At 64.6% G+C, this 23,909-nt stretch carries 16 protein-coding genes; 13 read left to right on the plus strand and 3 right to left on the minus strand.

The annotated features are described in order from the left end of the window. Positions 1-370: 370 nt before the first annotated feature. Complete coding sequence (locus Q5696_RS00325; protein ID WP_305093268.1) at positions 371-1,030, plus strand: HAD family hydrolase; 660 nt, start codon at positions 371-373, stop codon at positions 1,028-1,030. 56 nt (positions 1,031-1,086) lie between these two features. Here Q5696_RS00325 and Q5696_RS00330 read toward each other — a convergent pair whose 3' ends face one another. After that, on the minus strand, positions 1,087-2,100 hold the full coding sequence (locus Q5696_RS00330; protein ID WP_305095403.1) for an NADP-dependent oxidoreductase: 1,014 nt from the start codon (positions 2,098-2,100) through the stop codon (positions 1,087-1,089). A gap of 118 nt (positions 2,101-2,218) precedes the next feature. After that, entirely contained in the window at positions 2,219-2,698 is a 480-nt protein-coding gene (locus Q5696_RS00335; RefSeq protein WP_305093269.1) for a MaoC family dehydratase, read from the minus strand. Between the two features lie 331 nt (positions 2,699-3,029). On the opposite strand from Q5696_RS00335, the gene Q5696_RS00340 reads away from it, so the two are divergent. The 9 genes from Q5696_RS00340 (at position 3,030) to Q5696_RS00380 (ending at position 15,072) form a co-directional block, all read left to right on the plus strand. Beyond that, positions 3,030-3,998, plus strand: coding sequence for an alpha/beta hydrolase (locus Q5696_RS00340; RefSeq protein ID WP_305093270.1), 969 nt, complete (start codon positions 3,030-3,032; stop codon positions 3,996-3,998). 48 nt (positions 3,999-4,046) lie between these two features. Continuing rightward, on the plus strand, positions 4,047-4,838 hold the full coding sequence (locus Q5696_RS00345) for an ABC transporter ATP-binding protein (protein WP_305093271.1): 792 nt from the start codon (positions 4,047-4,049) through the stop codon (positions 4,836-4,838). After that, entirely contained in the window at positions 4,807-5,673 is an 867-nt protein-coding gene (locus Q5696_RS00350; protein ID WP_305093272.1) for an ABC transporter permease, read from the plus strand. The genes Q5696_RS00345 and Q5696_RS00350 overlap by 32 nt, the downstream gene beginning before the upstream one ends. Before the next feature lie 49 nt (positions 5,674-5,722). Next, a complete protein-coding gene (locus tag Q5696_RS00355; RefSeq protein WP_305093273.1) occupies positions 5,723-6,820 on the plus strand; it encodes an ABC transporter substrate-binding protein in 1,098 nt (365 codons plus the stop codon). A 51-nt stretch (positions 6,821-6,871) separates the two neighbouring features. Then, complete coding sequence (locus tag Q5696_RS00360) at positions 6,872-8,203, plus strand: alkyl sulfatase dimerization domain-containing protein (protein WP_305093274.1); 1,332 nt, start codon at positions 6,872-6,874, stop codon at positions 8,201-8,203. 334 nt (positions 8,204-8,537) lie between these two features. Continuing rightward, entirely contained in the window at positions 8,538-9,542 is a 1,005-nt protein-coding gene (locus Q5696_RS00365) for an ABC transporter substrate-binding protein (RefSeq protein ID WP_305093275.1), read from the plus strand. A 100-nt stretch (positions 9,543-9,642) separates the two neighbouring features. Beyond that, positions 9,643-10,362 carry an SDR family oxidoreductase gene (locus Q5696_RS00370; RefSeq protein ID WP_305093276.1) on the plus strand — a complete coding sequence of 240 codons (720 nt, stop codon included), beginning with the start codon at positions 9,643-9,645 and terminating at the stop codon, positions 10,360-10,362. A 103-nt stretch (positions 10,363-10,465) separates the two neighbouring features. Further along, complete coding sequence (locus Q5696_RS00375) at positions 10,466-12,748, plus strand: arylsulfatase (protein ID WP_370654956.1); 2,283 nt, start codon at positions 10,466-10,468, stop codon at positions 12,746-12,748. Then, on the plus strand, positions 12,745-15,072 hold the full coding sequence (locus Q5696_RS00380; protein ID WP_305093277.1) for an arylsulfatase: 2,328 nt from the start codon (positions 12,745-12,747) through the stop codon (positions 15,070-15,072). Before Q5696_RS00375 ends, Q5696_RS00380 begins: the two co-directional genes overlap by 4 nt. A gap of 105 nt (positions 15,073-15,177) precedes the next feature. Here the strand turns inward: Q5696_RS00380 and Q5696_RS00385 are convergent, their stop codons facing one another. After that, entirely contained in the window at positions 15,178-15,639 is a 462-nt protein-coding gene (locus tag Q5696_RS00385; protein ID WP_305093278.1) for a MarR family winged helix-turn-helix transcriptional regulator, read from the minus strand. Positions 15,640-15,778: 139 nt separating this feature from the next. On the opposite strand from Q5696_RS00385, the gene Q5696_RS00390 reads away from it, so the two are divergent. The 3 genes from Q5696_RS00390 (at position 15,779) to Q5696_RS00400 (ending at position 23,845) form a co-directional block, all read left to right on the plus strand. Next, the gene (locus Q5696_RS00390; protein WP_305093279.1) at positions 15,779-17,227 is read left to right on the plus strand and encodes an MFS transporter; all 1,449 of its coding nucleotides are present in this window, start codon (positions 15,779-15,781) and stop codon (positions 17,225-17,227) included. A gap of 578 nt (positions 17,228-17,805) precedes the next feature. Further along, positions 17,806-22,401 carry a glutamate synthase large subunit gene (gene gltB / locus Q5696_RS00395; protein WP_305093280.1) on the plus strand — a complete coding sequence of 1,532 codons (4,596 nt, stop codon included), beginning with the start codon at positions 17,806-17,808 and terminating at the stop codon, positions 22,399-22,401. After that, positions 22,394-23,845: a glutamate synthase subunit beta gene (locus Q5696_RS00400; protein WP_305093281.1), complete on the plus strand. Its 1,452-nt coding sequence runs from the start codon at positions 22,394-22,396 to the stop codon at positions 23,843-23,845. The genes gltB and Q5696_RS00400 overlap by 8 nt, the downstream gene beginning before the upstream one ends. Positions 23,846-23,909: the final 64 nt, after the last annotated feature.

Genomic DNA, 23,909 nt, shown 5'->3' on the forward strand with positions numbered 1-23,909 from the left:
CACTGTCAACCCCTGTGGGGCGGGCGGCGTGGTACCGCTCGCGAATCGGGGTCGAAGGTTCACGGGCGCCGACCGTCGTCGGCCCGTGGCCGCTCGGATGCTTGTCATATGTCCGAGGGGAACGGTTGATCGTCCGATCCGGAAAGCGTAAAGGTGGAACGACTTTCACTCGAGGCGTCTCCGGACGGGCTCGCCGTCGCCGCCGTCCGGCCGTGGATGAACGTGCTCCGCGTCGCTTCGTGCGCCCGATCTGTCCGTTCCATCTCTGTCGACCCTTTCGCCCCAGTCAAGTCAATGTTGACGTCGGATTCAACTGCGAGTCTAATGGATGAACAGCGGCGTTGTACGGTTTGAGGGAGGGATTCTTGGAATGTACTCGGCAGCAGCAGATTCGGCAGTAGTGGATTCGACACGAACTGCGGTGCTGGTCGACTTCGGTGGCGTGATGACCTCGAGTGTGATCAGGGCATTCGAGGATTTCGGTGCCGAGATCGGGGGTGATCCATCGCTGCCACTGAAGCTGCTTGCCTCCGATCCTGTCTCGCGGAGGCTGCTCTCGGATCACGAGTCCGGTCGGATCGACGTCGACGTATTCGAGCGCGGGTTCGCCGAGCGGCTGAGCACATACGGGCCGAAGGTGAGTGCCGAGGGGCTGAGTGCGCGCATGCAGTCCGGACTGACCAGGGACGAGGACACGATCGCGCTGGTGGCAGGGCTTCGTGATTCCGGGTATCCAGTCGCATTGGTGTCCAATGCATTCGGTCGAGATTGTTATGCCGGATTCGATCTCGACGGTCTGGCGGATCAGGTCGTGATCTCCTCGGAGGTGGGGATCCGCAAGCCGTCCCGTCGGATATACACGATCGCGTGCGAGCGGCTCGGGGTGCTGCCGGAGCAGGCCGTCATGATCGACGATCTACAGCAGAACATCGACGGGGCCGCCCGGCTCGGGATCGCCGGCGTTCTACATACCGAAGCCGGTGACACCCGGCGCCAGCTTGCCGAACGGTTCGGCATCGCGGTCAGATAGTAGCCTCGGCCCGAAAGTGGGCCCCGACTCGCGAGTCGGGGCCCACTTTCGGGGACTCAGCCTTCGTTCATCCGCAGCACGAGTTTTCCGGTGTTCGCTCCGTCGAAGAGCATGGTGAGGGTGCGCCCGAACGCCTCGATCCCACCCGTCTCTACTTGCTCACGAGTCACGATGAGACCGCGTCGGATCCACTCGGACATCGCGGCCATGGCTTCGGGAAAGCGCTCGAGATAATCGAAGACGATGAACCCGGACATGGAAGCTCTGTTGACGAGCAGAGACAGGTAGCGGGACGGCCCGGGCTGGGGGTCCGTTGCGTTGTAGCCGGAGATTGCCCCACACAACACAACCCGAGAACCCCGCCGAAGGCACGCGAGCGCCGAGTTCAGGATCTCGCCACCGACATTGTCGAAGTAGATGTCGATGCCTTCTGGAGCAGCTGCGTGCAGGGCCCGTCCAACGGACTCCGACTTGTAGTCGATTGCGATATCGAATCCGAGTTCGTCGGTGAGCCAGGAGCACTTCTCCGGTCCACCGGCGATGCCGATGACCCGGCATCCGTTCAGCTTGGCGATCTGGCCGACCAAGCTGCCGACGGCTCCGGCTGCACCGGAGACGAGGACGGTCTCGCCCGCCTTCATCCGACCGACATCGAGGAGCCCGAAATAGGCGGTCATTCCGGGGAACCCGAGCGCGCCGAGCCACGCGGGCGCGGGCGCGAGTTCTTCGTCGACGACGAGCACATCGGTGCCATCGGAGACGGCGTAGTCGCATACTCCGAAGTGGCCGGAAACCAACTGCCCCACCGCGTACTTCTCGTTCTTCGACGCGTGAACCCGTCCGACGGCGTGCGCGCGCATCACCTCTCCGATCCCGACCGGAGGTACGTAGGACCGCACGTCGTTGAGCCAGCCACGCATCGCGGGGTCGAGTGATACGTAGTGCACCCGCACAGTGAACTGTCCATCGCCGGGTACGGGGACGGGTTCGGTGGTGATCTCCCACGTGGAGTCGTCGGGCCTGCCCACCGGCCGCTTCGCCAGTCGGACCTGTCGGTTCACGCTCGTCATGTATGCGCCTCTCGGAGTTGGGCGCGGTCGATGGACCGCTTGTGGATCTTTCGAGTCGACCTCTCCGGCTCTCGGCGCGGCCCCGCCGGCCACGATGCGGGAGGCCGGGGCCTTCGAGCTAGGACTGCTCGACGACCCTGGCAACCGACTCGGCGACGACAACCGGCTTGTCCGAGCCTTCGCGTTCGACGACCTGACTCATCGTGATCTGAATACCGCCGGCTAGTTGCTCGGCGGAGGTGATGGTGGCGCGCATACGAATTCGCGACCCGGACGGTACAGGGGCGGGGAACCGCACCTTGTTGTAGCCGTAGTTGAGACTGTGCGCGAATCCGTCGAGCCGTATCAGTTCCGCGGACAGCGCGGGCCCGAGCGAGAGGCTGTACAGGCCGTGCGCGATGGTGCCGCCGAGCGGGCTGGCCGCGGCACGTTCGGTGTCGATATGGATCCACTGGTGGTCGTCGGTGGCGTCGGCGAACGCGTTGACCCGCTCTTGCGTGACGTCGTACCACTCGGTCGGGCCGAGCTCGACGCCGATCAAGTTCGTGAGCTCGGCCAGGCTCGCCGGGCGGACGGGCAGAGTGGTGGTATCGATCATCGATTTCCCTCGATTCGCTGGTCAGTGAGCGTGTACATCCGGATTCGGGGCACGGGAAGAGGCGCAAGTTGAATCCGAATCCGGATTCAACTGTACATGCCGAGACGGCGCGGGGCATGTCGGTCGAGCCGTGTTTCGGGGCGCTCCGCCGGATCGAGTGCTGCGGCCGGGTTCGGTCGGTCCGGTAGTTGACAACCGCCTCAACTCTTGTGAGACTCCTCTCACTCAGCCTCCGTCGTGACTCAGGTCACGTGCATGTCAGTGATGTGCTGGGCTGCCTCCCCATCTCTGCGCAGCGACTCCGGCGCTCACATTCCTTTGGAGGAAGACGATGGTCGACTTATCCCGTGCAACGTCGAGCGCTTTGGCCGAGGTCGTCGCATTCTCTGCCGCGTGGACCGACAGATTTTCGAAAATGGTTGCCCCGCCGACACTTCAGCAGCAGCGGCAGGAGTTCGACGAGGAGCACGGCGCTGTTCCGGTGCCGGACGGCTGCGCTGTCGAGGAAATTGTCGACCCGGACGTTCGTGGCGAGCGGTTGACGCCCCGGGGTGCAAGTCGCTCGCACGCGCTGATCTATCACCACGGGGGCGGCCACACCTTCGGAAGCGTTCGGAGTCACCGTCATCTGGTCGGACGTTTGGCAGAATCGGCCGGTGTCGTCGGGTTCGATATGAGCTACCGACTGGCGCCCGAGAACCCTTATCCGGCAGGGCTGGACGACGCGGTACGTAACTATCGCTACGTGTTGGATCAAGGATTCCTGCCGGAGAACATCGTGGTGGCAGGAGAGTCGGCGGGTGGCAACCTGACTGCCGCCCTCCTGCTCAGGCTTCAGCAGGAAAAACTACCGTTGCCGGCTGGTGGCTACCTGCTCAGCCCCTGGCTCGACATGACACAGAGCGGTGAATCACATACAGCGCGTGCACCGTTCGACCCGATGATCACCGCTGAGGGCTTGGAGCGCTGTGCGCTCGCATACTGCGGCAACGGTACCTCGCGCACCGACCCGTTGGTCTCACCCATCGAGGGAGACTTCGGAAACTTGCCACCGTTGTTGATTCACGTGAGTTCGGACGAAGTACTGCTCAGCGATTCACTGGATTTCACTCGCCGCGCAGCGCTCGTGGGATGTGACGTCACACTGCAGGTATGGCCGGCGACAGTTCACGCGTGGCTGTTGTTCCATCCGGAGCTTCCCACCGTCGCTCACAACACGTTCACACAGGCCGGCCAGTGGATTTCCGCACGGCTACAGGCCAAGGACCGGTCACACGAGCTTCTCGACATGCGCAGTTGATTCGGTCAGGACCACCCCGTCGTGTTCGTACAAACATTGGAGGGTCGAGTGACACACTCGGATGTCTACATCGATGTAGAACAGGTACAACGCTCGTTCATCACAGGTAGTGTCAGCCTCACGGCACTCGGCCCCGTCGACCTGAAGGTCGGTCGCGGCGAATTCGTTGCCATCGTCGGTCCGTCGGGCTGCGGTAAATCCACCCTGCTGCGCATCATCGCCGGCCTCGTCCCGCCGTCCGAAGGCCGCGTCACCATCGAACGTCGACACGTCGACGCACCCCTGGCGGCCATGGTCTTCCAGGAATACGGCATCTTCCCCTGGAAGACGGTCCTCGCGAACGTCCGCTTCCCGCTCGACGTACGCGGAACCCCGCGCCGCGAGGCGAACCAGATCGCTCGGGACTGGATCAAACGCACCGGCGTCGACGGATTCGAGCGCGCCTACCCGGCAGCCTTGTCCGGAGGGATGCGCCAACGCGTCGCTCTCGCCCGTGCTTTCGCTGCCGACCCGGAAATGCTGTTGATGGACGAACCGTTCGCAGCCCTGGACGCGCAGTTACGTCTCGTCCTTCAACAAGAATTGCTCTCGGTCTGGGAAGCGAACCAACGCACTGTGCTGTTCGTGACCCACAGCATCGACGAGGCACTTCTCCTCGCCGACCGCATCATCGTCATGTCCGCGCGGCCCGGCAACATCATCGCGGACATCCGTGTCCCGTTCGAACGGCCCCGTCGATCGGTGCGTTCTCAGGTGGAGTTCGGCCGACTCGAGGAACAAATCTGGAACCTGCTACGTAAGGAGGTGGATGATCGTGGCACCAACAATGACGCGGCCTAGTCCCAACCCGGTACACGTCGTCCAACGCGTTCCCGGCCGCTCCGAGAAGGACCCCGTCGGGCACGCTCGCCGCCGCCGGATCCTTCAACTCACGCTCGCCGTCGGCACCCCGGTTCTGATCTTCACCGTGTGGGAAGTCTTCGCCCGAACCGGCCTCCTCGACACCCGATTCTTCCCCGCACCCAGTACCATCTGGTCGGCCGGCGTCGAGTCTCTCCGCGATGGAGTGATGGTCCAGGCCGTCATCGACACCACCGAGAAAATGGTCCTCGGCTACGTCATCGGCGTCATCGGCGGTGTCCTGGTCGGGCTTCTGCTCGGTATGTCCTGGATCGCCCGCTCAGCTCTGGACACCACCATGGTGGCGCTGTACACATTGCCGAAATTGGCACTGTACCCCGTATTCCTGCTGATCTTCGGCCTCGGTAGCCTGCCTCAGATCGTGCTCGTCGCGGTATCGGTCTTCTTCATCGTGGCGATGTCCACCACTGCCGCCGTCGTCGGTATCGAGCAGGGCTATCTCGACGCCGCCGACGTCTTCGGTGCGAGCAGACTGCAACGAACCCGCCACGTCGTCATCCCCGGCTCGATGCCTGCGATTGGCACTGCGTTGCGCCTCTGCGCCGGGATTGCGATCCTCGTCGTTGTCGGTATCGAAATGATCGGCGGTGGAACAGGATTGGGATATCTCATCTTCCAGCGTTCTCAGGTTTTCGACCCGGCCACCATGTACGCCGGCGTCATCATCGCCGGACTGCTCGGAGTCCTGTTCACCACCATCGTCACCGGCCTGACCCGTCTTGCGCTGCCGCACCTCCGCGCACGGCGGAGGTGAACGACACGTGTACCGAGCATCACTTGTCGGGGACGACCAGAGGAAATCCATGAATCGCGCGTTTCGCCGTCACGTGGTGACCGTGGCGCTGGCTGCTGCGGCACTCGTCACGATCACGGCCTGCAGTGCACCTGCCGAGTCCACGTCGTCGCATGAAGCGGTATCCCAGTTGCCCGACGGGCTGAGCCTTGCAGGTCCTGTCGGAACGCCTGAGGCGAAGCCGCTTTCGTCGCCGACGACGATCAAGGTCGGTCTCCCGGCCAAAAGCGAAACCATTGCGCCACTGCTACTCGCGCATGCTGCCGGTGAGTTCGAGAAGGAGAACCTGACGGTCGAGTACGTTTCCGACACCGCACCGAATCTTCTGACCTTGCTGGGGCAGAAGAAGGTCGACGTCGTGTACAGCGCTCCGACTGCCCTGGTGCTGAACGTAAGCAATCAAGGGGTGGACCTGACATGGGCGGGTGGGCTCGCCTCGTCCTGGACAGACAGTGGCCTGTTCCTCGGTGCGAAGTTCGGCAGCAACGCGGCCGAGTTCGATCCGAAGAAGCTCGAGGGCGCGACGATCGGAGTGTTTCCCGGCGGGCTCACCGCCCCCGTCTCGTATCCGATCTATCAGGCGCTGACGGACGGTGGGTTGACGGGCGACGACGTCACATTGACCACGATCAGCGACCCGACAACCATGCTGCAGGCGTTGAACACCGGTACGATCGACGGCGCTGTCTTCGCCCCTCCGAACTCGGCCGGCGCGATGAGAAACGGCGCCTTCCTTGCGTATCCCTATCGATCTGATATCAGTACCGGCGGGTACTTCGTCGGTAGTCGGCTCATGGTGGAGGACCGAGTTGCCGGGGTCGCATTCTTCCGTGCGATGCTGAGGACCATAAACACGCATCTGACCGGTGATTACCATGCCGACGCCGATGTTGTGGCGAATCTATCGGCAGAAATGGGCCTCGAGCCGGCGGCGATCACAGCTTCGCCCAGCCTCGAGTTCAGTCTCGATGTCCTGCCGAATTCCGTTGAGGCAATACAAGAGATGTACTCGGAGATGGCCCCCGACGCGCTGTCCTACGAGGGAGTCACCTCTCAAGGCGAGATCGTCGACCTCTCACTGGTGATCGACGCTGCCGAGGGTAGGTAGGCGCCAACATTTTTGAAAGACGTTTCTGCGCAATATGATTGGAGTAACGGAATGGACATTCTCGAATACGCCGACAAGGTATGGCGACAGGAGGCCTCGGTTGCCTCCTATTGGTCCGGCGAACTGCGAAAAGATGAGTTGTACAAGGTTGCGGATGGCGTCCACATGTGGCCGGCGGCCGGTAACGTCTATGTTTTCGAGACCGACAACGGTCTCCTGATGTTCGATGCCGGTGGAGCCGACACCGCCATGGATCTGTTCCACGCCACCCGTAGGTTGTCGGCTGCGCCTCTACGACATGCGATCTACTCCCATGGGCATGTCGATCACATCTGGGGTACCACGGGATTCGACGAGGAGGCCGACAAGCTCGGCTGGAACCGGCCGACCGTGATCGCCCACTCCGCGGTCAAGGCCCGGTTCGACCGGTATGTATACACGAACGGCTACAACACCGCCATCAACCGTCGGCAGTTCCAGAATCCGGACCTGGAGTGGCCCAAGGACTACCGCTATCCGGATGTCACCTTCGACGATCGGATGGCCCTCTCGCAAGGTGGTCTGTCCGTTGAACTTTCCCACGGATACGGCGAAACCGATGACGCGGTCGTCGGCTGGTTCCCCGAGAAGAAGATCGTGTGTGTGGGCGACTTCTTCATCTGGATGAGTCCGAACGCGGGCAACCCGCAGAAGGTGCAGCGGTATGCCCGACTATGGGCAGCAAAGCTTCGGGAGATCGCCGGCCTGGGCGCCGAGATTCTGTTGCCGGGTCACGGGCTGCCCATCGTCGGACGTGACCGGATCGTGGAAGCAATGGTAACCACTGCCGAGTATCTGGAGTTCCTGCACGACACCACCCTCGAGTATCTCAACAGTGGCGCACCGCTCGACAGTGCCATCCACGGATTCTCCATGCCGGCACGGTTTCTCGACAAACCCTACCTGCAGCCCAAGTACGACGAACCGGAGTTCGTCGTGCGTAATGCCTGGCGACTCTACGGTGGCTGGTACGACGGTGACCCGTCCAACCTCAAGCCGGCCAAGAGGTCGGCACTCGGCAAAGCGATCACTGAACTTGCCGGCGGTACCGACAAGCTGGCGGCCAAAGCCAAGGAAGAGCTGCAGCGCGGAAACGACCGGGTTGCCGCGAAGTTGATTCAGCATGCAGTCGACGGCAATCCCGACGACCGCAGTCTGCATGCGGTTCGTGCCGAGATCTTCGGAGCCCTGCAGGAACAAGCGACCTCCACGATGTCGCAGGGGGTGTACGCCTGGACCGTATCGGAATCGATAGCACGTATCGAGGGCAAAGACACCCTCGACTTGCTGCGGCAGAGGGCGCGTCCCATGGGCCACCAGCACCTGGAATCGCCGGTCCCGTAGAGCAGGGGATCGCGCGAGCGGCGTCTCCTCGTAGACGGAAGCAATCGATACGTCGACCCGGACGGGCAGTCCGACTACCTCACCGAGGAGACCTGCGTTGTCATCGTCGGACTGCTCGGAGTCCTGGTCACCACCGTCGTCACCGGCCCGACCTGTCCTGCACTGCCGCACCTTCGCGCGCGACGGCGGTGAGCAACGCCATTACCACTCCTTACTCGTCCGGAACCCTCTTGGAGAATCCATGCGTCACTCATGTCACCGCCGCACGGCGACTGCAGTTCTGGCTGCTGCGGCATTGTTCGTGCTCACCGCGTGCAGTACACCCGCCGGGTCCGTGTCCTCATCCGAGGGGGTTTCCCAGCTGCCAGCCGGGCTGAGCCTCACCGGAGCAGCGGGTACCCCGGAGGCGAAACCGGTTCCGTCGCCGACGACGGTCAAGGTCGGACTCCCGGCCAAGACGGAACCCATTGCGCCACTGCTGCTTGCACACGCAGAGGGCGAGTTCGAGAAGGAGAACCTGACGGTCGAGTACGTTTCCGACACCGCCCCGAACCTCCTGACCCTGCTGGGGCAGAACAAAATCGATGTGGTGTTCGGTGCCCCGACCGCCCTGGTACTGAACGCCGGCAAACAAGGAGTGGACTTGAAGTGGGCCGCCGGGCTTGCTTCGACCTGGCCGGACACGGGACTGTACGTCAACTCGAAATTCGGCAGCAACGCAGCCGAGTTCGATCCGAAGAAGATGAAGGGGGCGACGATCGCGGTATATCCGGGCGGGCTCACCGCCCCCGTCTCGTATCCGATCTACCAGACACTGAATGAAGGCGGTTTGACGGTCGATGACGTCACGATCACCACGATCGGCGACCCGGCAACCATGCTGCAGGCTCTGAAAGACGGCACGGTCGATGGCGCAATCCTCACCCCACCGCAGTCGGCTGCCGCAGCGAACAACAATCCCTTCCTCGTGACGCCCTACCCCACGGATATCAGTGTCGGCGGCTACCTCGTCGGCAGCCGGCTCCTCGCCGAGGACAGGGCGGCCGGGACCGCGTTCTTCCGGGCGCTGCTGCGGACCACGAACACATACCTGACCGGCGATTACCATGCCGACACCGATGTCGTGGCGAAGCTTTCCGAAGAAATGGGCGTCAGGCCGGAAATGCTCACTGCGTCCCCCAGCTACGAGTTCAGTCTCGACGTCCTGCCGAACTCCGTCGAGGCGGTGCAGGAGATGTACAGGGAGATGGCCCCCGACGCACTGTCCTACGAGGGGGTCACCCCTCAAAGTGAGATCGTCGATCTCTCGCTGGTGATCGACGCTGCCGAGGGCAGGTAGGTCCCGATTCGGCCGAACAGCCGCGGAACCGGATCCCCGAAACATACCCGTGTCCTGACGGGCTGACCGACACACCGACAACGACGAAAGGTTTGTACCCATGGCACGTCTGGACGGTAAGACAACCCTCATCTCGGGAGGCGCCCGTGGAATAGGGGCGGCACATGCCCGCAGGTTCATCGCCGAAGGCGCCTCGGTGGTGATCGGCGACGTTCTCGACGCCGAAGGCAAGGCATTGGCGAACGAGCTCGGCGACAGGGCGCAGTACGTCCACCTCGACGTGACCCGGCCGGAGGAGTGGACTGCTGCGGTGCAGTTGGCGAGTGCGTCCGGAAAGCTCGACGTCCTGGTCAACAACGCCGGTATCGCCAATGGGGGCATGCTGGCGGATTACTCTCTGCAGGATTGGAACTCGATCATCGCGATCAATCTCACCGGTTCCTTCCTGGGCATGCAGATCGCGGTCCCGGCGATGGGCCGAGGGTCGTCGATCATCAACACCTCATCGGTCCTGGGTCTACGTGGACAGGCTGGACTGCACGGCTACGTCGCGTCGAAGTTCGGCGTTCGCGGTCTGACGAAGTCTGTTGCCATGGAAGTGGCCGGCCTGGGAATTCGGGTCAACTCCGTACATCCCGGTTTCGTCACCACCGCGATGACCGACGGGTCGGATCCTGAGGACTCGAACATCCCCCTCGGGATCCCCGCTTCTCCCGAACAGATCACGAGCATGGTCCTGTACCTGGCGAGTGACGAGTCTGTTCATTCGACCGGGGCCGAGTTCGTGGTGGATGGCGGGATGACGGCGTCTTTGCCTTAGTTGTACAGGTCTGCAATCTGATTCGCTGAACGGCCAGTTGACGAACTGAGAGGTGTCTCCAGTGTCGAGTTTCGATCGAACTGTTCTGCCCGTCCCGGACGAGGTGTTGGGTGGCCGTGCGGGTGCGCCTGCCGGCGCCGGTGTCAATCTGTCCCGACTGCGGGCGCCGGCGGGTGCGCCGAATGTGGTGGTGGTATTGATCGACGATATGGGTTTCGCGGCATCGTCGACTTTCGGTGGACCGTGTCATATGCCGACGGCGGATCGGTTGGCGTCGGGTGGCTTGCGCTACTCCAAGTTTCATACGACGGCGTTGTGTAGTCCTACTCGTCAGGCGTTGATGACCGGGCGTAACCATCACGCGGTCAACATGGGGACGATCACCAACCTTGCCACGCCTGTGCCCGGTTACACCTCGGTGCGGCCGCAGAGTGCGGTGACGTTGGCGGAAGTATTGCGGCTCAACGGTTACAACACCGGTGCTTTCGGGAAGATGCATCAGACCCCGCCGTGGGAAGTCAGTCCTGTCGGGCCTTTCGATCGCTGGCCCACCGGGGAGGGTTTCGAGAAGTTCTACGGGATCGTGTCCGGTGAGACCAATCAGTGGGATCCGTTGCTCTTCGAGGGGACGACTCCGGTCGACTACCCGGGCGAGGGATATCACTTCAGTGAGGACATCGTGTCCAGGTCGATCGAGTGGGTGCAGAGCCAGAAGTCGCTTGCTCCCGAGGATCCGTTCTTCCTCTACCTTTCCTTCGGCGCAACTCATGCCCCGCACCATGTTCCGCAGTCGTGGATCGACAAGTACAAGGGTCGTTTCGACCACGGTTGGGACGCCGAGAGGGAACGTATCGTCGAAGTTCAGCGTCGGCTCGGGCTGGTTTCCGACGACTGCGAGCTCACGGCTCGACACGCGGAGATCCCGGCGTGGGCGGATCTGACCGACGACGAGCGCACCGTTGCGGCCCGTCTGATGGAGGCGTTCGCCGGGTTCGCCGAGCACACCGATGCACAGGTGGGGCGTTTGGTGGATGCGCTCGAAACCATGGACGCCATGGACAATACGATCTTCTTCTACATTCTCGGTGACAACGGCGCCTCGGCCGAGGGCGGGGTGTCGGGTGCGATCAACGAGATAGCAAGTCTCAACGGTGTTCACGATGAGACCGCGAACATTCTGTCGAACATCGATCTCATCGGCGGCCCGCATGCCTACAACCATTATCCGGCGGGCTGGGCGCATGCCACCAACACGCCGTACCAGTGGACCAAGCAGGTGGCCTCGCATTGGGGTGGTACTCGTGTCGGCATGATCACGCACTGGCCGGCCGGTATCGAGAGCCGGGGCGGGATCCGGCATCAGTGGCATCACGTCATCGACATCATGCCGACCGTTCTCGAGGCGGCGTCCCTGCCTCTGCCGGCGGTCGTCAACGGTGTCGAGCAGCAGCGCACCGACGGGCTCAGCATGATGTACACCTTCGACGACGCCGACGCCGAGGACCGTCATCGCACGCAGTACTTCGAGATGTTCGGTAACCGCGGCATCTACCACGAGGGGTGGATGGCGTGCACGAAACATGTTACGCCCTGGGATAATTCACCTAATCAGAGGGCTTTCGCGGAAGATGTCTGGGAGCTGTATGCCCCCGATGACTGGAGTCAGGCACGTAATCTGGCCCACGAGAATCCGGAGAAATTGCGGGAGTTGCAGGAGCGCTTCGAGATCGAGGCCGAGAAGAACAATGTGTTGCCGCTGGACGATCGACGAGTGGAACGATTCAACCCTGACCTCGCGGGTCGTCCCGACCTGCTGAACGGTCGCACGAGTACGACACTGCGTCCCGGAATGAAGCGGCTACCGGAGGCGGCCGTCCCGAACGTCAAGAACAAGTCGCATGCGATCACCGCGCAGGTGGTCCTGCCCGACGAACCCACCGAGGGCGTCATCCTTTCTCAGGGAGGACGTTTCGGGGGATGGGTGCTGTACTTCGTCGACGGCGTCCTGCACTACAGCCACAACTGGCTGGGCCTGGACCGCTACGACGTGGTTGCCGGCGATCGGGTTTCCCCGGGACGCCACGAGATCCGCTACGAGTTCCTGGTCGACGAGATCGAGGGCTACGGACGCGGTGGCGAGGGCCGACTCTATGTCGATTCCGAACTCGTCGGAGTCGGCCGGATCGACCGGACGGTGCCCTTCCACTCCGGATCCTCGGGCAGCACCGACGTCGGCTGCGACACGGCCGCACCCGTCGTCGACGACTACCGGACCCGACGGGGCGAGTTCACCGGCGACATCGCCTCGGTCACGGTCGCCATCGGTGACGAGGTCTCCGACATCCCCGCCCGGGTCAGCTTCGACATCGAAATGAGCATCCAGTGAACACCTTTCGCTCATACCCCGAATCACAGCCGCATCCCGGACCCATCGGCCGGACGACCGCGGACTCGGAACCGGCATGGCCTGTTGCCGCCAAAGCTCCCGCACATGCCAAGAACGTTATCGTCGTGCTGCTCGATGACGTCGGCTTCGCTCAGTTCGGGTGCTTCGGGGGCCTCGGTGGGCGACTCGAAACCCCGAACATCGACCGGCTGGCCGGCAGCGGTACGCGCTTCAACAATTTTCATACGACCCCTCTGTGCTCGCCGACCCGGGCCGCTCTGATGACAGGGAGGAACGCGCACTCGGTCGGAGTCGGAGTCATCATGGAGTACTCCACCGGGTACCCCGGCTATCACTCGAGGATCCCCAAGTCGGCGGCGATGCTGCCCGCGGTGCTCAAGGAGAACGGCTACTCCACCATGGCTCTCGGCAAGTGGCACCTGACCCCGGACTGGGAAAGCGGGCCGTGGGGACCGTTCGACCGCTGGCCGCTGGGGCAGGGCTTCGAGCGCTACTACGGATTCCTGCCGGGGGAGACGTCGCAGTGGGCTCCTGAGCTCGTCGAGGACAATCGATACCTCGAGGGTCGCCCGCTCGACAAGGAGAACTACCACCTCTCAGAGGATCTCGTCGATCACGCGATCGAATGGATTGCCTCGCAGAAGACGATCTCCCCGACGAAACCCTTCTTCACCTACCTCGCGTTCGGTGCAGCACACGCGCCGCACCACGCACCGGCCGAGTGGATCGAGAAGTACCGGGGCTGCTTCGACGAGGGCTGGGACGTCGTCCGCAAGGAAACCCTGGCCCGCCAGATCGAACTCGGCGTCGTTCCCACGGGAACACCGCTGCCCGAACACAATCCAGGCGTACGGAACTGGGACGACATCGACGCCGCAGAGCAGCAACTGCTCGTGCGGCAGATGGAAGTCTTCGCCGGCTTCCTGGGCCACACCGATCACCAGATCGGACGCCTTGTGACGTACCTGGAAGAACACGGTCTTCTCGACGACACCGTGATCCTCGTGCACACCGACAACGGCGCCAGTGCCGAGGGCGGAATGCACGGCATGTTCAATGAGATGAGCTTCTTCAACCGGGTCCCGGAAACCGTCGAAGACATGCGGGAACGTATGGACGAATGGGGCTCGCCGACGAGCCATCCGCATTATGCGACCGGCTGGGCCGAGGTCGGGAACACGCCACAGCGGTGGTACAAGGTCAACACCCACGAGGGCGGAACCCGGGTGCCGATGGTGATGCACTGGCCCGGCCGCGCAGAACCCGGAAGCGTCGCATCGCCGTACGTGCACGTCGTCGATGTCGTGCCGACGCTCCTCGAAGGCTTGGGCATCGAGATGCCCGCGGTCGTGAACGGGTACGAGCAGATGCCCCTGGAGGGCCACAGTTTCCTCGGTGCCATCGACGATCCGTCGCTCGGATCGACGAACCGGTCGCAGCATTTCGAATGTTTCGGGCACCGGGCGGTCTACCGGGACGGCTGGAAGGCCGTGACGACGCACTGGACGACAGCGCAGGCATTCCGGGTCGGAACTCATGATCGGCCCACCCATGACGGTGACTGGAACGCCGACGAGTGGGAGCTCTACCACCTCGACGAGGACTTCAACGAGGTCGACAACCTTGCCGATACACACCCGGAACTGCTCGGTGAACTGGTCGACGAATGGTGGAGCCTGGCCGAGAAGCACAATGTGCTTCCGCTGGACGACACCGGCTCACCGCGGTCACTGCAGCCTCGTCCGAGCGGGTCGGAACAGTCGCCCGTCTACACCTATGACACCCCGATCATCCTGACTCGATCGACGTCCCCGGCCATGTTCCGTCAGCCGTTCGTTCTCACCGCAGACGTCACGACGGGTGTGGACACGCGCGGCGTGATCTTCTCCTTCGGCAATGCCAACGGCGGTGTGTCCTTGTTCCTGGACGAGGGACGTGTCTCCTTCGTCTCGAACTTCTTGGGACGGGAGCACTATCACGGCTCGGCGCAGGAGCCACTGCCGGCGGGACGCCACACGATCCTGGTCGATTTCAAGCAGTCGGACGACGGATCGGCGAGCGCGGCGTGTTCCGTCGACGGGACCACCGAATTCGAGATCCGGATCGATCGGACCAACCCGATCCTGTGGGCGGTGGCCCAGGGGCTCGAGGTCGGCACCGACACGGTGTCGCCCGTCTGGCCCGGGTATGTGAGCCCGGCTCGCTTCACCGGCCGCGTCCATCTGGTCACGGTGCAACTACCGGCAGGCGAGGATGCTCCCGACCTGGAGGCGGAGGATCGAGTTGCCCGCGTACGGCAATGATGCAGGCACCGCCGCGATCCGTCGCTCGGGAGGGATACTCGACCTCGACGCCCATTCCCGGGCGTTCGGTGCGGGATCCCGTCGATCCGGGCGGAGAGTGGGTGCTCAGGCCGACGGTCGCGGCCAGGGACGGCCGTCGAGGCGTTCGATGTCGATGTTGAACCGCTCGAGGTAACCGGCGAATGCGGCGACGTCGTCGACGGTCCAGTCGGCGAGGACCCTGTCGAGGCCGTCGATGGTGCCGGCGCGTTCGGCATCGAGGCGTTCCTGTCCCTCGTCGGTGACGCGGTATTTGCGGGCCATGCCACCGTCGGGATCGGGGATGCGTTCGACGAGTCCGGCGTCGAGGATCGCGGTGGTCTGCCGGTGCAGGGTCGAGGTGTCGAGGCCGAGGGCGTCGCTGAGTTGGCCGATGGACATCGGTCCTTCCATGCTCAGGCGGCTGAGCAGGATGTAGGCGCTGGTGTCGAGGTGTCCGGTGCGGCGTCGGGGTCGGGGGCTGTTGAGGCGCAGGTGGCGGCCGAGCACCATCGTCTCGAATTCGATCAGGTGCGTGGGCTTGTCCATACCGGTCCTCTCGTGGGTGTCCTCCATTCTGCCCGGCGGATTCCGGCAAATCGTACCCGGTTATTGCACGATGCAAAGAAGTTGTACTCTGCAACGAGTTTGCATCATGCAATACCAATGATCGAGAAGGGATCCGCACGTGGAACACCCCGAGCCCGAGGTCCGCTCGGGCGGCATCGTCGCCGTACTGGCGGTGGCCGGCATCGTCGCCGCACTCATGCAGACGCTGGTGGTGCCGCTGATCGGCGATCTGCCCCGCATCCTCGACACGAACGCCTCGAACGCGTCGTGGGTCATCACCGTGACCCTGCTCGTGGGCGCCGTGGCCACGCCGGTCACCGGACGCCTCGGTGACCTGCTCGGCAAGCGCCGGATGCTGCTGTTCTGTGCGTTCCCGCTCGTCGCCGGCTCGGTGCTGTGCGCGCTCGCGTCGTCCCTCGTGCCGATGATCGTCGGTCGCGGCCTGCAGGGTCTCGGCATGGGCATGGTGCCACTGGGTATCAGTGCCCTGCGTGAGCTGGTGCCCCCGCGGAAACTCGGCTCGTCGATCGCGCTCATGAGCGCGACGATGGGTATCGGCGGCGCCCTCGGTCTGCCCATCGCCGCGGCCGTCATCGAGAACACCAGCTGGCGGGCGCTGTTCTGGGGATGCGCGGTGCTCAGTGTGCTCATCGGCCTGCTGATCTGGCGGCTGATCCCGGCCACCCCGGCGATGGCCCCCGAGGGACGATTCGACTTCGTGGGCGCGGCCGGTCTCGGTGTCGGTCTCGTGTGCCTGCTGCTCGCGGTGTCCAAGGGCGGCACCTGGGGCTGGGGCAGCAGCACCACCCTCGGGCTCTTCGCCGCCGCGGTCGTCGTGCTCGTGGCGTGGGGCTGGTGGGAGCTGCGTACTCGGGATCCGCTGGTGAACCTGCGTCTGGCGGCGGGCCGGCAGGTGCTGTTCACGAATGCGGCGTCGGTCGTCGTCGGTTTCTCGATGTACGCGCAGTCGCTGATCGTCCCGCAGTTGATGCAGTTGCCCGAGTCCACGGGTTACGGGCTGGGGCAGTCGATGCTCGCGATGGGTCTGTGGATGGCGCCCGGTGGTTTCGTGATGATGGCCGTCTCGCCGATCGGGGCGAAGCTGTCGGCGGTGCGGGGTCCCAAGGTCACACTGTTCGTCGGTGCACTGATCATCGCGCTCGGTTACGGCTCGTCGATGTTCCTGATGGGCTCGACGTGGGGTCTGATGCTGGTGGTGTGCATCTGCAGCACCGGCACCGGGTTCGCGTACGGCACCATGCCGGCCCTGATCATGAGCGCCGTGCCGCCGTCGGAGACCGGTTCGGCCAACAGCTTCAACACGCTGATGCGGTCGGTCGGTACCTCGGTCGCCGCGGCCGTCGTGGGTGTGGTGCTGGCGCAGATGAGTTTCGACGCCGGTGGCGGTCACACGCTGCCCACCGAGGCCGGTTTCCGTACGGGGCTGCTGATCGGGTGCGGTGTCGCCCTCGTCGCCGCCCTGATCGCGCTGGCGATCCCGGGTCGCTCGCCCGCGACGATCCGGGTCGAGGAGGACGACATCGAAACCGCGCCGGCACGGGTGTGACCAGGGGATTCATGTTCCGGATCGGCAGCTGTGACGAGGTTTCCGGATCCGTGTGAGTCAAACGTTCAACTGATGCTAATCTTCGTCGTGCACTGGCCGCAGCTGTCCACTCGCTGCGGCCAGTAGCTATATTCGCACCCGGTTGTGCCCGGGTTGCTGTTTCACGGGAAACCGTCCGACACCGTCGTGTCACCTCCCCGCTGCCGGACCGTCGACGGATCGTGTCGAGGTCGCAATCGCAGGCTCTCCCGTCGGAGGAATATGCCTCCTAGGCTGTGACGTGGATTGCAGTCGCTCGATCGACGTCTGTAAATCCGCAGGTCATCGGGTGGAAAGGGGAACCTTGCTTGCATTTCCGCCGGGTACGTGAATTAACCTTTTCTCAACACGGTGGACTCATCGACGTATGAAACCCCCTGAGCAACGTCGCCAGGGTGGACGTCAGTCCCGTGCCGAGGCTCAACGAGGAGCCCTTCTCGGTCGGTGCCGCACAGTGTCGTGCAGGTACATGCTCTGCAGTTGTATGACCATCAGCGCTGCTGGTCGTCGGTGCATTTACGCATACGAAGGCAGTAGGTATGAAGCATCTTCCCGGGCCCCAAGGGCTCTACCACCCGGCGAACGAGCACGATGCGTGTGGCGTCGCGTTCGTCGTCGACATGCACGGTCGTCGCAGTCGGGACATCGTCGAAAAGGCGATCACCGCGCTCGTGAACCTCGAGCACCGCGGCGCTGCGGGCTCCGAGCCCAACACGGGTGACGGCGCCGGCATCCTGCTCCAGGTCCCGGATCGCTTCCTGCGTGCTGTCGTCGACTTCGAGCTGCCCGCGGAGGGCGCGTACGCCACGGGTATGGCGTTCCTCCCGCAGGGCGAGGCCGCCGCCGACGAGGCCGCCGCGGGTGTCGAGAAGATCGTCGCCGAGGAGGGCCTGACGGTTCTCGGCTGGCGCGCGGTCCCCACCGACGACTCGTCGCTCGGTTCGCTGGCCCGCGCCGCGATGCCGACGTTCCGTCAGGTGTTCATCGGAAGCACCGGTGCCGCCGCGGACGCGGTCACGGGCATGGACCTGGAGCGCCGCGCGTACGTCATCCGCAAGCGCGTCGAGCACGAACTCGGTACCGCCGGTGCCGGCGAGGACGGTCCGGGCCGCGAGTCGGTGTACTTCCCGAGTCTGTCCGGGCAGACGTTCGTCTACAAGGGCATGCTCACCACGCCGCAGCTCAAGGGCTTCTACCTGGACCTGCAGGACGACCGTGTCGAGAGCGCGCTGGGCCTGGTGCACTCGCGCTTCTCCACCAACACGTTCCCGTCGTGGCCGCTGGCGCACCCGTTCCGCCGCGTCGCCCACAACGGCGAGATCAACACCGTCAGCGGCAACGAGAACTGGATGAGGGCCCGCGAGGCGCTCATCCGCTCCGACGTGTTCGGGGAGGGGGCGCTCGAGAAGATCTTCCCGATCTGCACCCCCGGCGCCTCGGACACCGCCCGGTTCGACGAGGTGCTCGAGTTGCTGCACCTCGGTGGCCGCAGCCTGCCGCACGCCGTGCTGATGATGATCCCGGAGGCCTGGGAGCGGCACGAGAGCATGGACCCGGCCCGCAAGGCGTTCTACGAGTACCACTCGACGCTCATGGAGCCGTGGGACGGCCCGGCGTCGGTGTGCTTCACCGACGGCACCGTCGTCGGCGCAGTCCTCGACCGCAACGGGCTGCGTCCGTCGCGGGTGTGGGTCACCGACGACGGCCTGGTCGTGATGGCGTCCGAGGTCGGTGTCCTCGACATCGCACCGGAGAAGATCGTGCGCCGCATGCGGATGCAGCCGGGACGGATGTTCCTGGTCGACACCGCGCAGGGCCGCATCATCTCCGACGACGAGATCAAGTCGGAACTCGCTGCCGCGCAGCCGTACCAGCAGTGGATCGACGACAGTCTCGTCCACATCGACGACCTGCCCGCGCACGAGTACACGTACATGACGCACGACCGGGTCGTGTTGCGCCAGCAGATCTTCGGGTACACCAACGAAGAGGTGAACCTGCTCGTCAAGCCGATGGCGGCGACCGGTGGCGAGGCGCTCGGTTCGATGGGCACCGACACCCCGATCGCGGTGCTGTCGGCGCGTCCGCGGATGCTGTTCGACTACTTCCAGCAGCTGTTCGCGCAGGTGACGAATCCGCCGCTCGACGCGATCCGCGAGGAGATCGTCACCAGCCTCGGCGGCACTCTCGGCCCCGAGTCCGACGTGCTGAGCCCGTCGGCGCTGTCGTGCCGGCAGATCGCGCTGCCACAGCCGATCCTGCACAACGACGACCTGTCGAAGCTGATCCATCTCAACGACAACGGTGAGTTCCCGCGGTTCCGCAGTGTCGTCGTCCGCGGCGTGTACCCGGTCGCCGAGGGCGGCGAGGGATTGCGTCAGGCGCTGGACACGGTGCGGGACAAGGTGTCCGAGGCCGTCGCCGGTGGTGCGCGCCTGGTGGTGCTGTCCGACCGCGAGTCCAACGAGAAGTACGCGCCGATCCCGTCGCTGCTGCTCACCGCGGCCGTGCACCACCATCTGGTGCGGGAGAAGACCCGCACCAAGGTGGGGCTGATCGTCGAGTCCGGTGACGCCCGCGAGGTGCACCACATGGCGGCGCTGCTCGGTTTCGGTGCGGCCGCGGTCAACCCGTACATGGCGTTCGAGACCATCGACGAGCTGATGCAGTCGGAGCAGCTGCCCGGTCTGACGCTCGACAAGGCGATCACCAACTACATCAAGGCCGCCGGCAAGGGTGTGCTGAAGGTGATGTCGAAGATGGGGATCTCGACGCTCGCGTCGTACACCGGTGCCCAGCTGTTCCAGGTGATCGGCCTGTCGCAGGAGCTCGTCGACGAGTACTTCACCGGTCTGCACTCGAATCTGGGCGGTATCGGTCTGGACGAGATCGCGTCGGATGTTGCGGCACGCCATGCGAATGCGTACCTGGACCGTCCGGAGCTGCGGGCGCACCGCGAACTCGAGGTGGGCGGCGAGTACCAGTGGCGCCGGGAGGGCGAGTACCACCTGTTCAACCCGGACACGGTGTTCAAGCTGCAGCACGCGACCCGCACCGGTCAGTACTCGATCTTCAAGGAGTACACGACGCTGGTCGACGACCAGTCGGAGCGGTTGGCGTCGCTGCGTGGCCTGCTGAAGTTCAAATCCGGTGTGCGTCAGCCTATCTCGATCGACGAGGTCGAGCCCGCCAGCGAGATCGTCAAGCGGTTCTCGACCGGCGCGATGAGCTACGGCTCGATCTCCGCGGAGGCGCACGAGACGCTCGCGATCGCGATGAACCGCCTCGGTGCCCGCTCCAATTCCGGTGAGGGCGGAGAGGATCCGCGTCGTTTCGACGTCGAGGAGAACGGTGACTGGCGCCGGTCGGCGATCAAGCAGGTGGCGTCGGGCCGCTTCGGTGTCACCTCGCACTATCTGACCAACTGCACCGACATCCAGATCAAGATGGCGCAGGGCGCCAAGCCCGGTGAGGGCGGCCAGCTGCCGCCGCACAAGGTGTACCCGTGGGTCGCGGAGGTGCGTGGCTCGACGCCAGGCGTGGGCCTGATCTCGCCGCCGCCGCACCACGACATCTACTCGATCGAGGATCTGGCGCAGCTGATCCACGACCTGAAGAACGCGAATCCGCAGGCGCGGATCCACGTCAAGCTGGTCTCCGAGATCGGTGTGGGTACGGTCGCCGCGGGTGTGTCGAAGGCGCACGCCGACGTCGTCCTCATCTCGGGTCACGACGGTGGCACGGGTGCGTCGCCGCTGACGTCGCTCAAGCACGCCGGCGCCCCGTGGGAGCTCGGCCTGGCCGAGACCCAGCAGACGCTGCTGCTCAACGGTCTGCGTGACCGTATCGTGGTCCAGGTCGACGGCCAGATGAAGACGGGCCGCGACGTGATGGTCGCGACGCTGCTCGGTGGTGAGGAGTTCGGTTTCGCGACCGCGCCGCTGGTCGTGTCGGGCTGCATCATGATGCGCGTGTGCCACCTCGACACCTGTCCGGTGGGGGTGGCGACGCAGAATCCGGTGCTGCGCAAGCGTTTCACCGGCAAGCCCGAGTTCGTGGAGAACTTCTTCCTGTTCATCGCCGAGGAGGTGCGCGAACTGCTCGCCGAGCTGGGCTTCCGCACCCTGCAGGAGGCGGTCGGCCAGGTCGACGTCCTCGACACCACCGCGGCCGTCGAGCACTGGAAGGCGTCGAAGCTGGATCTGTCCCCGATCCTGCACAAGGTCGAGTCCGCGTTCGCGGACCAGGACCTGTACTGCTCGGGCACGCAGGAGCACGGCCTGGAGAAGGCGCTCGACCAGCAGCTGATCGAGCTGGCGCGTCCGGCCCTCGACAAGGGGGAGCCGGTCGCGTTCGCGTCGGAGATCACCAACGTCAACCGCACGGTCGGCACCATGCTCGGTCATGAGGTGACCAAGGTGTACGGCGCGAAGGGGTTGCCGGACAACACGATCGACATCACCTTCACGGGCTCCGCCGGTAACAGCTTCGGCGCGTTCGTGCCCCAGGGCATGACGCTGCGGCTGCACGGCGACGCCAACGACTTCGTCGGTAAGGGCCTGTCGGGTGGACGCATCGTCGTCCGGCCGCCGCTGCGCACCGCCGACGGTTTCACCGCCGAGGAGAACATCATCGGCGGCAACGTGATCCTGTTCGGTGCCACCGCGGGTGAGGTTCTCGTCCGCGGCATCGTCGGTGAGCGTTTCGCAGTCCGCAACTCCGGCGCCACCGCTGTCGTCGAGGGAGTGGGCGATCACGGTTGCGAGTACATGACCGGCGGCAAGGTGGTCGTGCTCGGCAGGACCGGACGCAACTTCGGTGCCGGCATGTCCGGTGGTGTCGCGTTCGTCTACAACCCGGACCGTGATTTCCGGACCAATCTCAACACCGAGTTGGTCGATCTCGAGGACCTCAGTGTCGCGGACTTCGAGTGGCTGAAGGGCGCGATCGAGCGCCACCGTGACGAGACCGGATCCGAGGTTGCGGCCCGGATCCTCGCCGGCTGGTCGCACCAGAAGGCGCATTTCGCGAAGGTCATGCCGCGCGACTACAAGAAGGTCCTCGTCGCGATCGAGACCGCGAAGAAGAACGGAACGAACGTGGACGACGCAATCATGGAGGCAGCTCGTGGGTGATCCGAACGGCTTTCTGAAGCACACGTCGCGGGAACTGCCGCTCCGTCGTCCGGTGCCGCTGCGCCTGATGGACTGGAAAGAGGTCTACGAGGATTTCTCGACGGACACCCTGCGGAAGCAGGCGAGCCGGTGCATGGACTGCGGTGTCCCGTTCTGCCACAACGGTTGCCCGTTGGGGAACCTCATCCCCGAGTGGAACGACCTGATCCACAAGGATCGGTGGCGCGACGGCATCGACCGGCTGCACGCGACCAACAACTTCCCGGAGTTCACCGGCCGGCTGTGCCCGGCACCGTGTGAGGCGTCGTGTGTCCTGGGCATCAACCAGGACCCGGTCACCATCAAGCAGGTCGAGGTCGAGATCATCGACCGCGCCTTCGACGAGGGCTGGGTGCAGGCGGTGCGCGCATCGCACATCACCGGCAAGAAGGTGGCGGTCGTCGGCTCCGGTCCGGCGGGTCTTGCTGCGGCACAGCAGCTCACACGGGCCGGCCACTCGGTGACGGTGTTCGAGCGGGCCGACCGCATCGGTGGCCTGCTGCGGTACGGCATCCCCGAGTTCAAGATGGAGAAGCGGCACATCGACCGCCGGCTGGCGCAGATGGAGGCCGAGGGCACGGTGTTCCGCACCGGCGTGAACGTCGGTGTCGACATCACCGCCGAGCAGCTGCGCGAGCAGTTCGACGCGGTCGTCCTCGCCGGCGGTGCCACCGAGGCGCGTGACCTGCCGATCCCGGGCCGCGAACTCGACGGTATCCACCAGGCGATGGAGTTCCTGCCGATCGCCAACCGCGTCCAGTTGGGCGATCTCGCGGAGCCGACGATCACGGCGCAGGGCAAGAAGGTCGTCATCATCGGCGGCGGCGACACCGGCGCCGACTGCCTCGGCACCAGCCACCGGCAGGGCGCCGAGAGCGTGCACCAGTTCGAGATCATGCCGCGCCCGCCGGAACAGCGGGCCGAGCACACCCCGTGGCCGACGTACCCGCTCATGTACCGCGTGTCGTCCGCCCACGAGGAGGGCGGCGAGCGGGTGTTCTCGGTCAACACCGAGAAATTCGTCGGACGCGACGGTCGCGTGACTGCGCTGAAGGCGCACGAGGTCACGATGGTCGACGGCCGTTTCGAGAAGGTCGAGGGCTCGGACTTCGAGATCGAGGCCGACCTCGTGTTCCTCGCGATGGGCTTCGTCGGACCCGAGAAGCCGGGACTACTCACCGACCTGGGTGTCGATCTCGATGCGCGCGGCAACGTCGCCCGCTCGTCGGACTGGGAGACCAGCGTGCCCGGTGTCTTCGTTGCCGGTGACATGGGTCGCGGACAGTCCCTCATCGTGTGGGCCATCGCCGAGGGCCGCTCGTGCGCGGCCGCCGTCGACACCTTCCTCGAGGGGGCGACGTCGCTGCCGTCGCCGATCCGCACCACCAGCGCACCGCAGCGTTGATCCCCGGCGGGGACCGACGACGTTCCCCGCCACCCGGGCTCGAAGGCCCCGTTCCGTGCATCGC

The organism is Prescottella sp. R16 (assembly GCF_030656875.1).
Classification (GTDB): Bacteria; Actinomycetota; Actinomycetes; order Mycobacteriales; family Mycobacteriaceae; genus Prescottella.

Bases quoted from the DNA above. Each gene is read 5' to 3' on its own strand.
- Q5696_RS00325 (WP_305093268.1), top strand. From the start codon at position 371: ATGTACTCGGCAGCAGCAGATTCGGCAGTAGTGGATTCGACACGAACT.
- Q5696_RS00330 (WP_305095403.1), bottom strand. From the start codon at position 2,100: ATGACGAGCGTGAACCGACAGGTCCGACTGGCGAAGCGGCCGGTGGGC.
- Q5696_RS00335 (WP_305093269.1), bottom strand. From the start codon at position 2,698: ATGATCGATACCACCACTCTGCCCGTCCGCCCGGCGAGCCTGGCCGAG.
- Q5696_RS00340 (WP_305093270.1), top strand. From the start codon at position 3,030: ATGGTCGACTTATCCCGTGCAACGTCGAGCGCTTTGGCCGAGGTCGTC.
- Q5696_RS00350 (WP_305093272.1), top strand. From the start codon at position 4,807: ATGATCGTGGCACCAACAATGACGCGGCCTAGTCCCAACCCGGTACAC.
- Q5696_RS00355 (WP_305093273.1), top strand. From the start codon at position 5,723: ATGAATCGCGCGTTTCGCCGTCACGTGGTGACCGTGGCGCTGGCTGCT.
- Q5696_RS00360 (WP_305093274.1), top strand. From the start codon at position 6,872: ATGGACATTCTCGAATACGCCGACAAGGTATGGCGACAGGAGGCCTCG.
- Q5696_RS00370 (WP_305093276.1), top strand. From the start codon at position 9,643: ATGGCACGTCTGGACGGTAAGACAACCCTCATCTCGGGAGGCGCCCGT.
- Q5696_RS00385 (WP_305093278.1), bottom strand. From the start codon at position 15,639: ATGGACAAGCCCACGCACCTGATCGAATTCGAGACGATGGTGCTCGGC.
- gltB (WP_305093280.1), top strand. From the start codon at position 17,806: ATGAAGCATCTTCCCGGGCCCCAAGGGCTCTACCACCCGGCGAACGAG.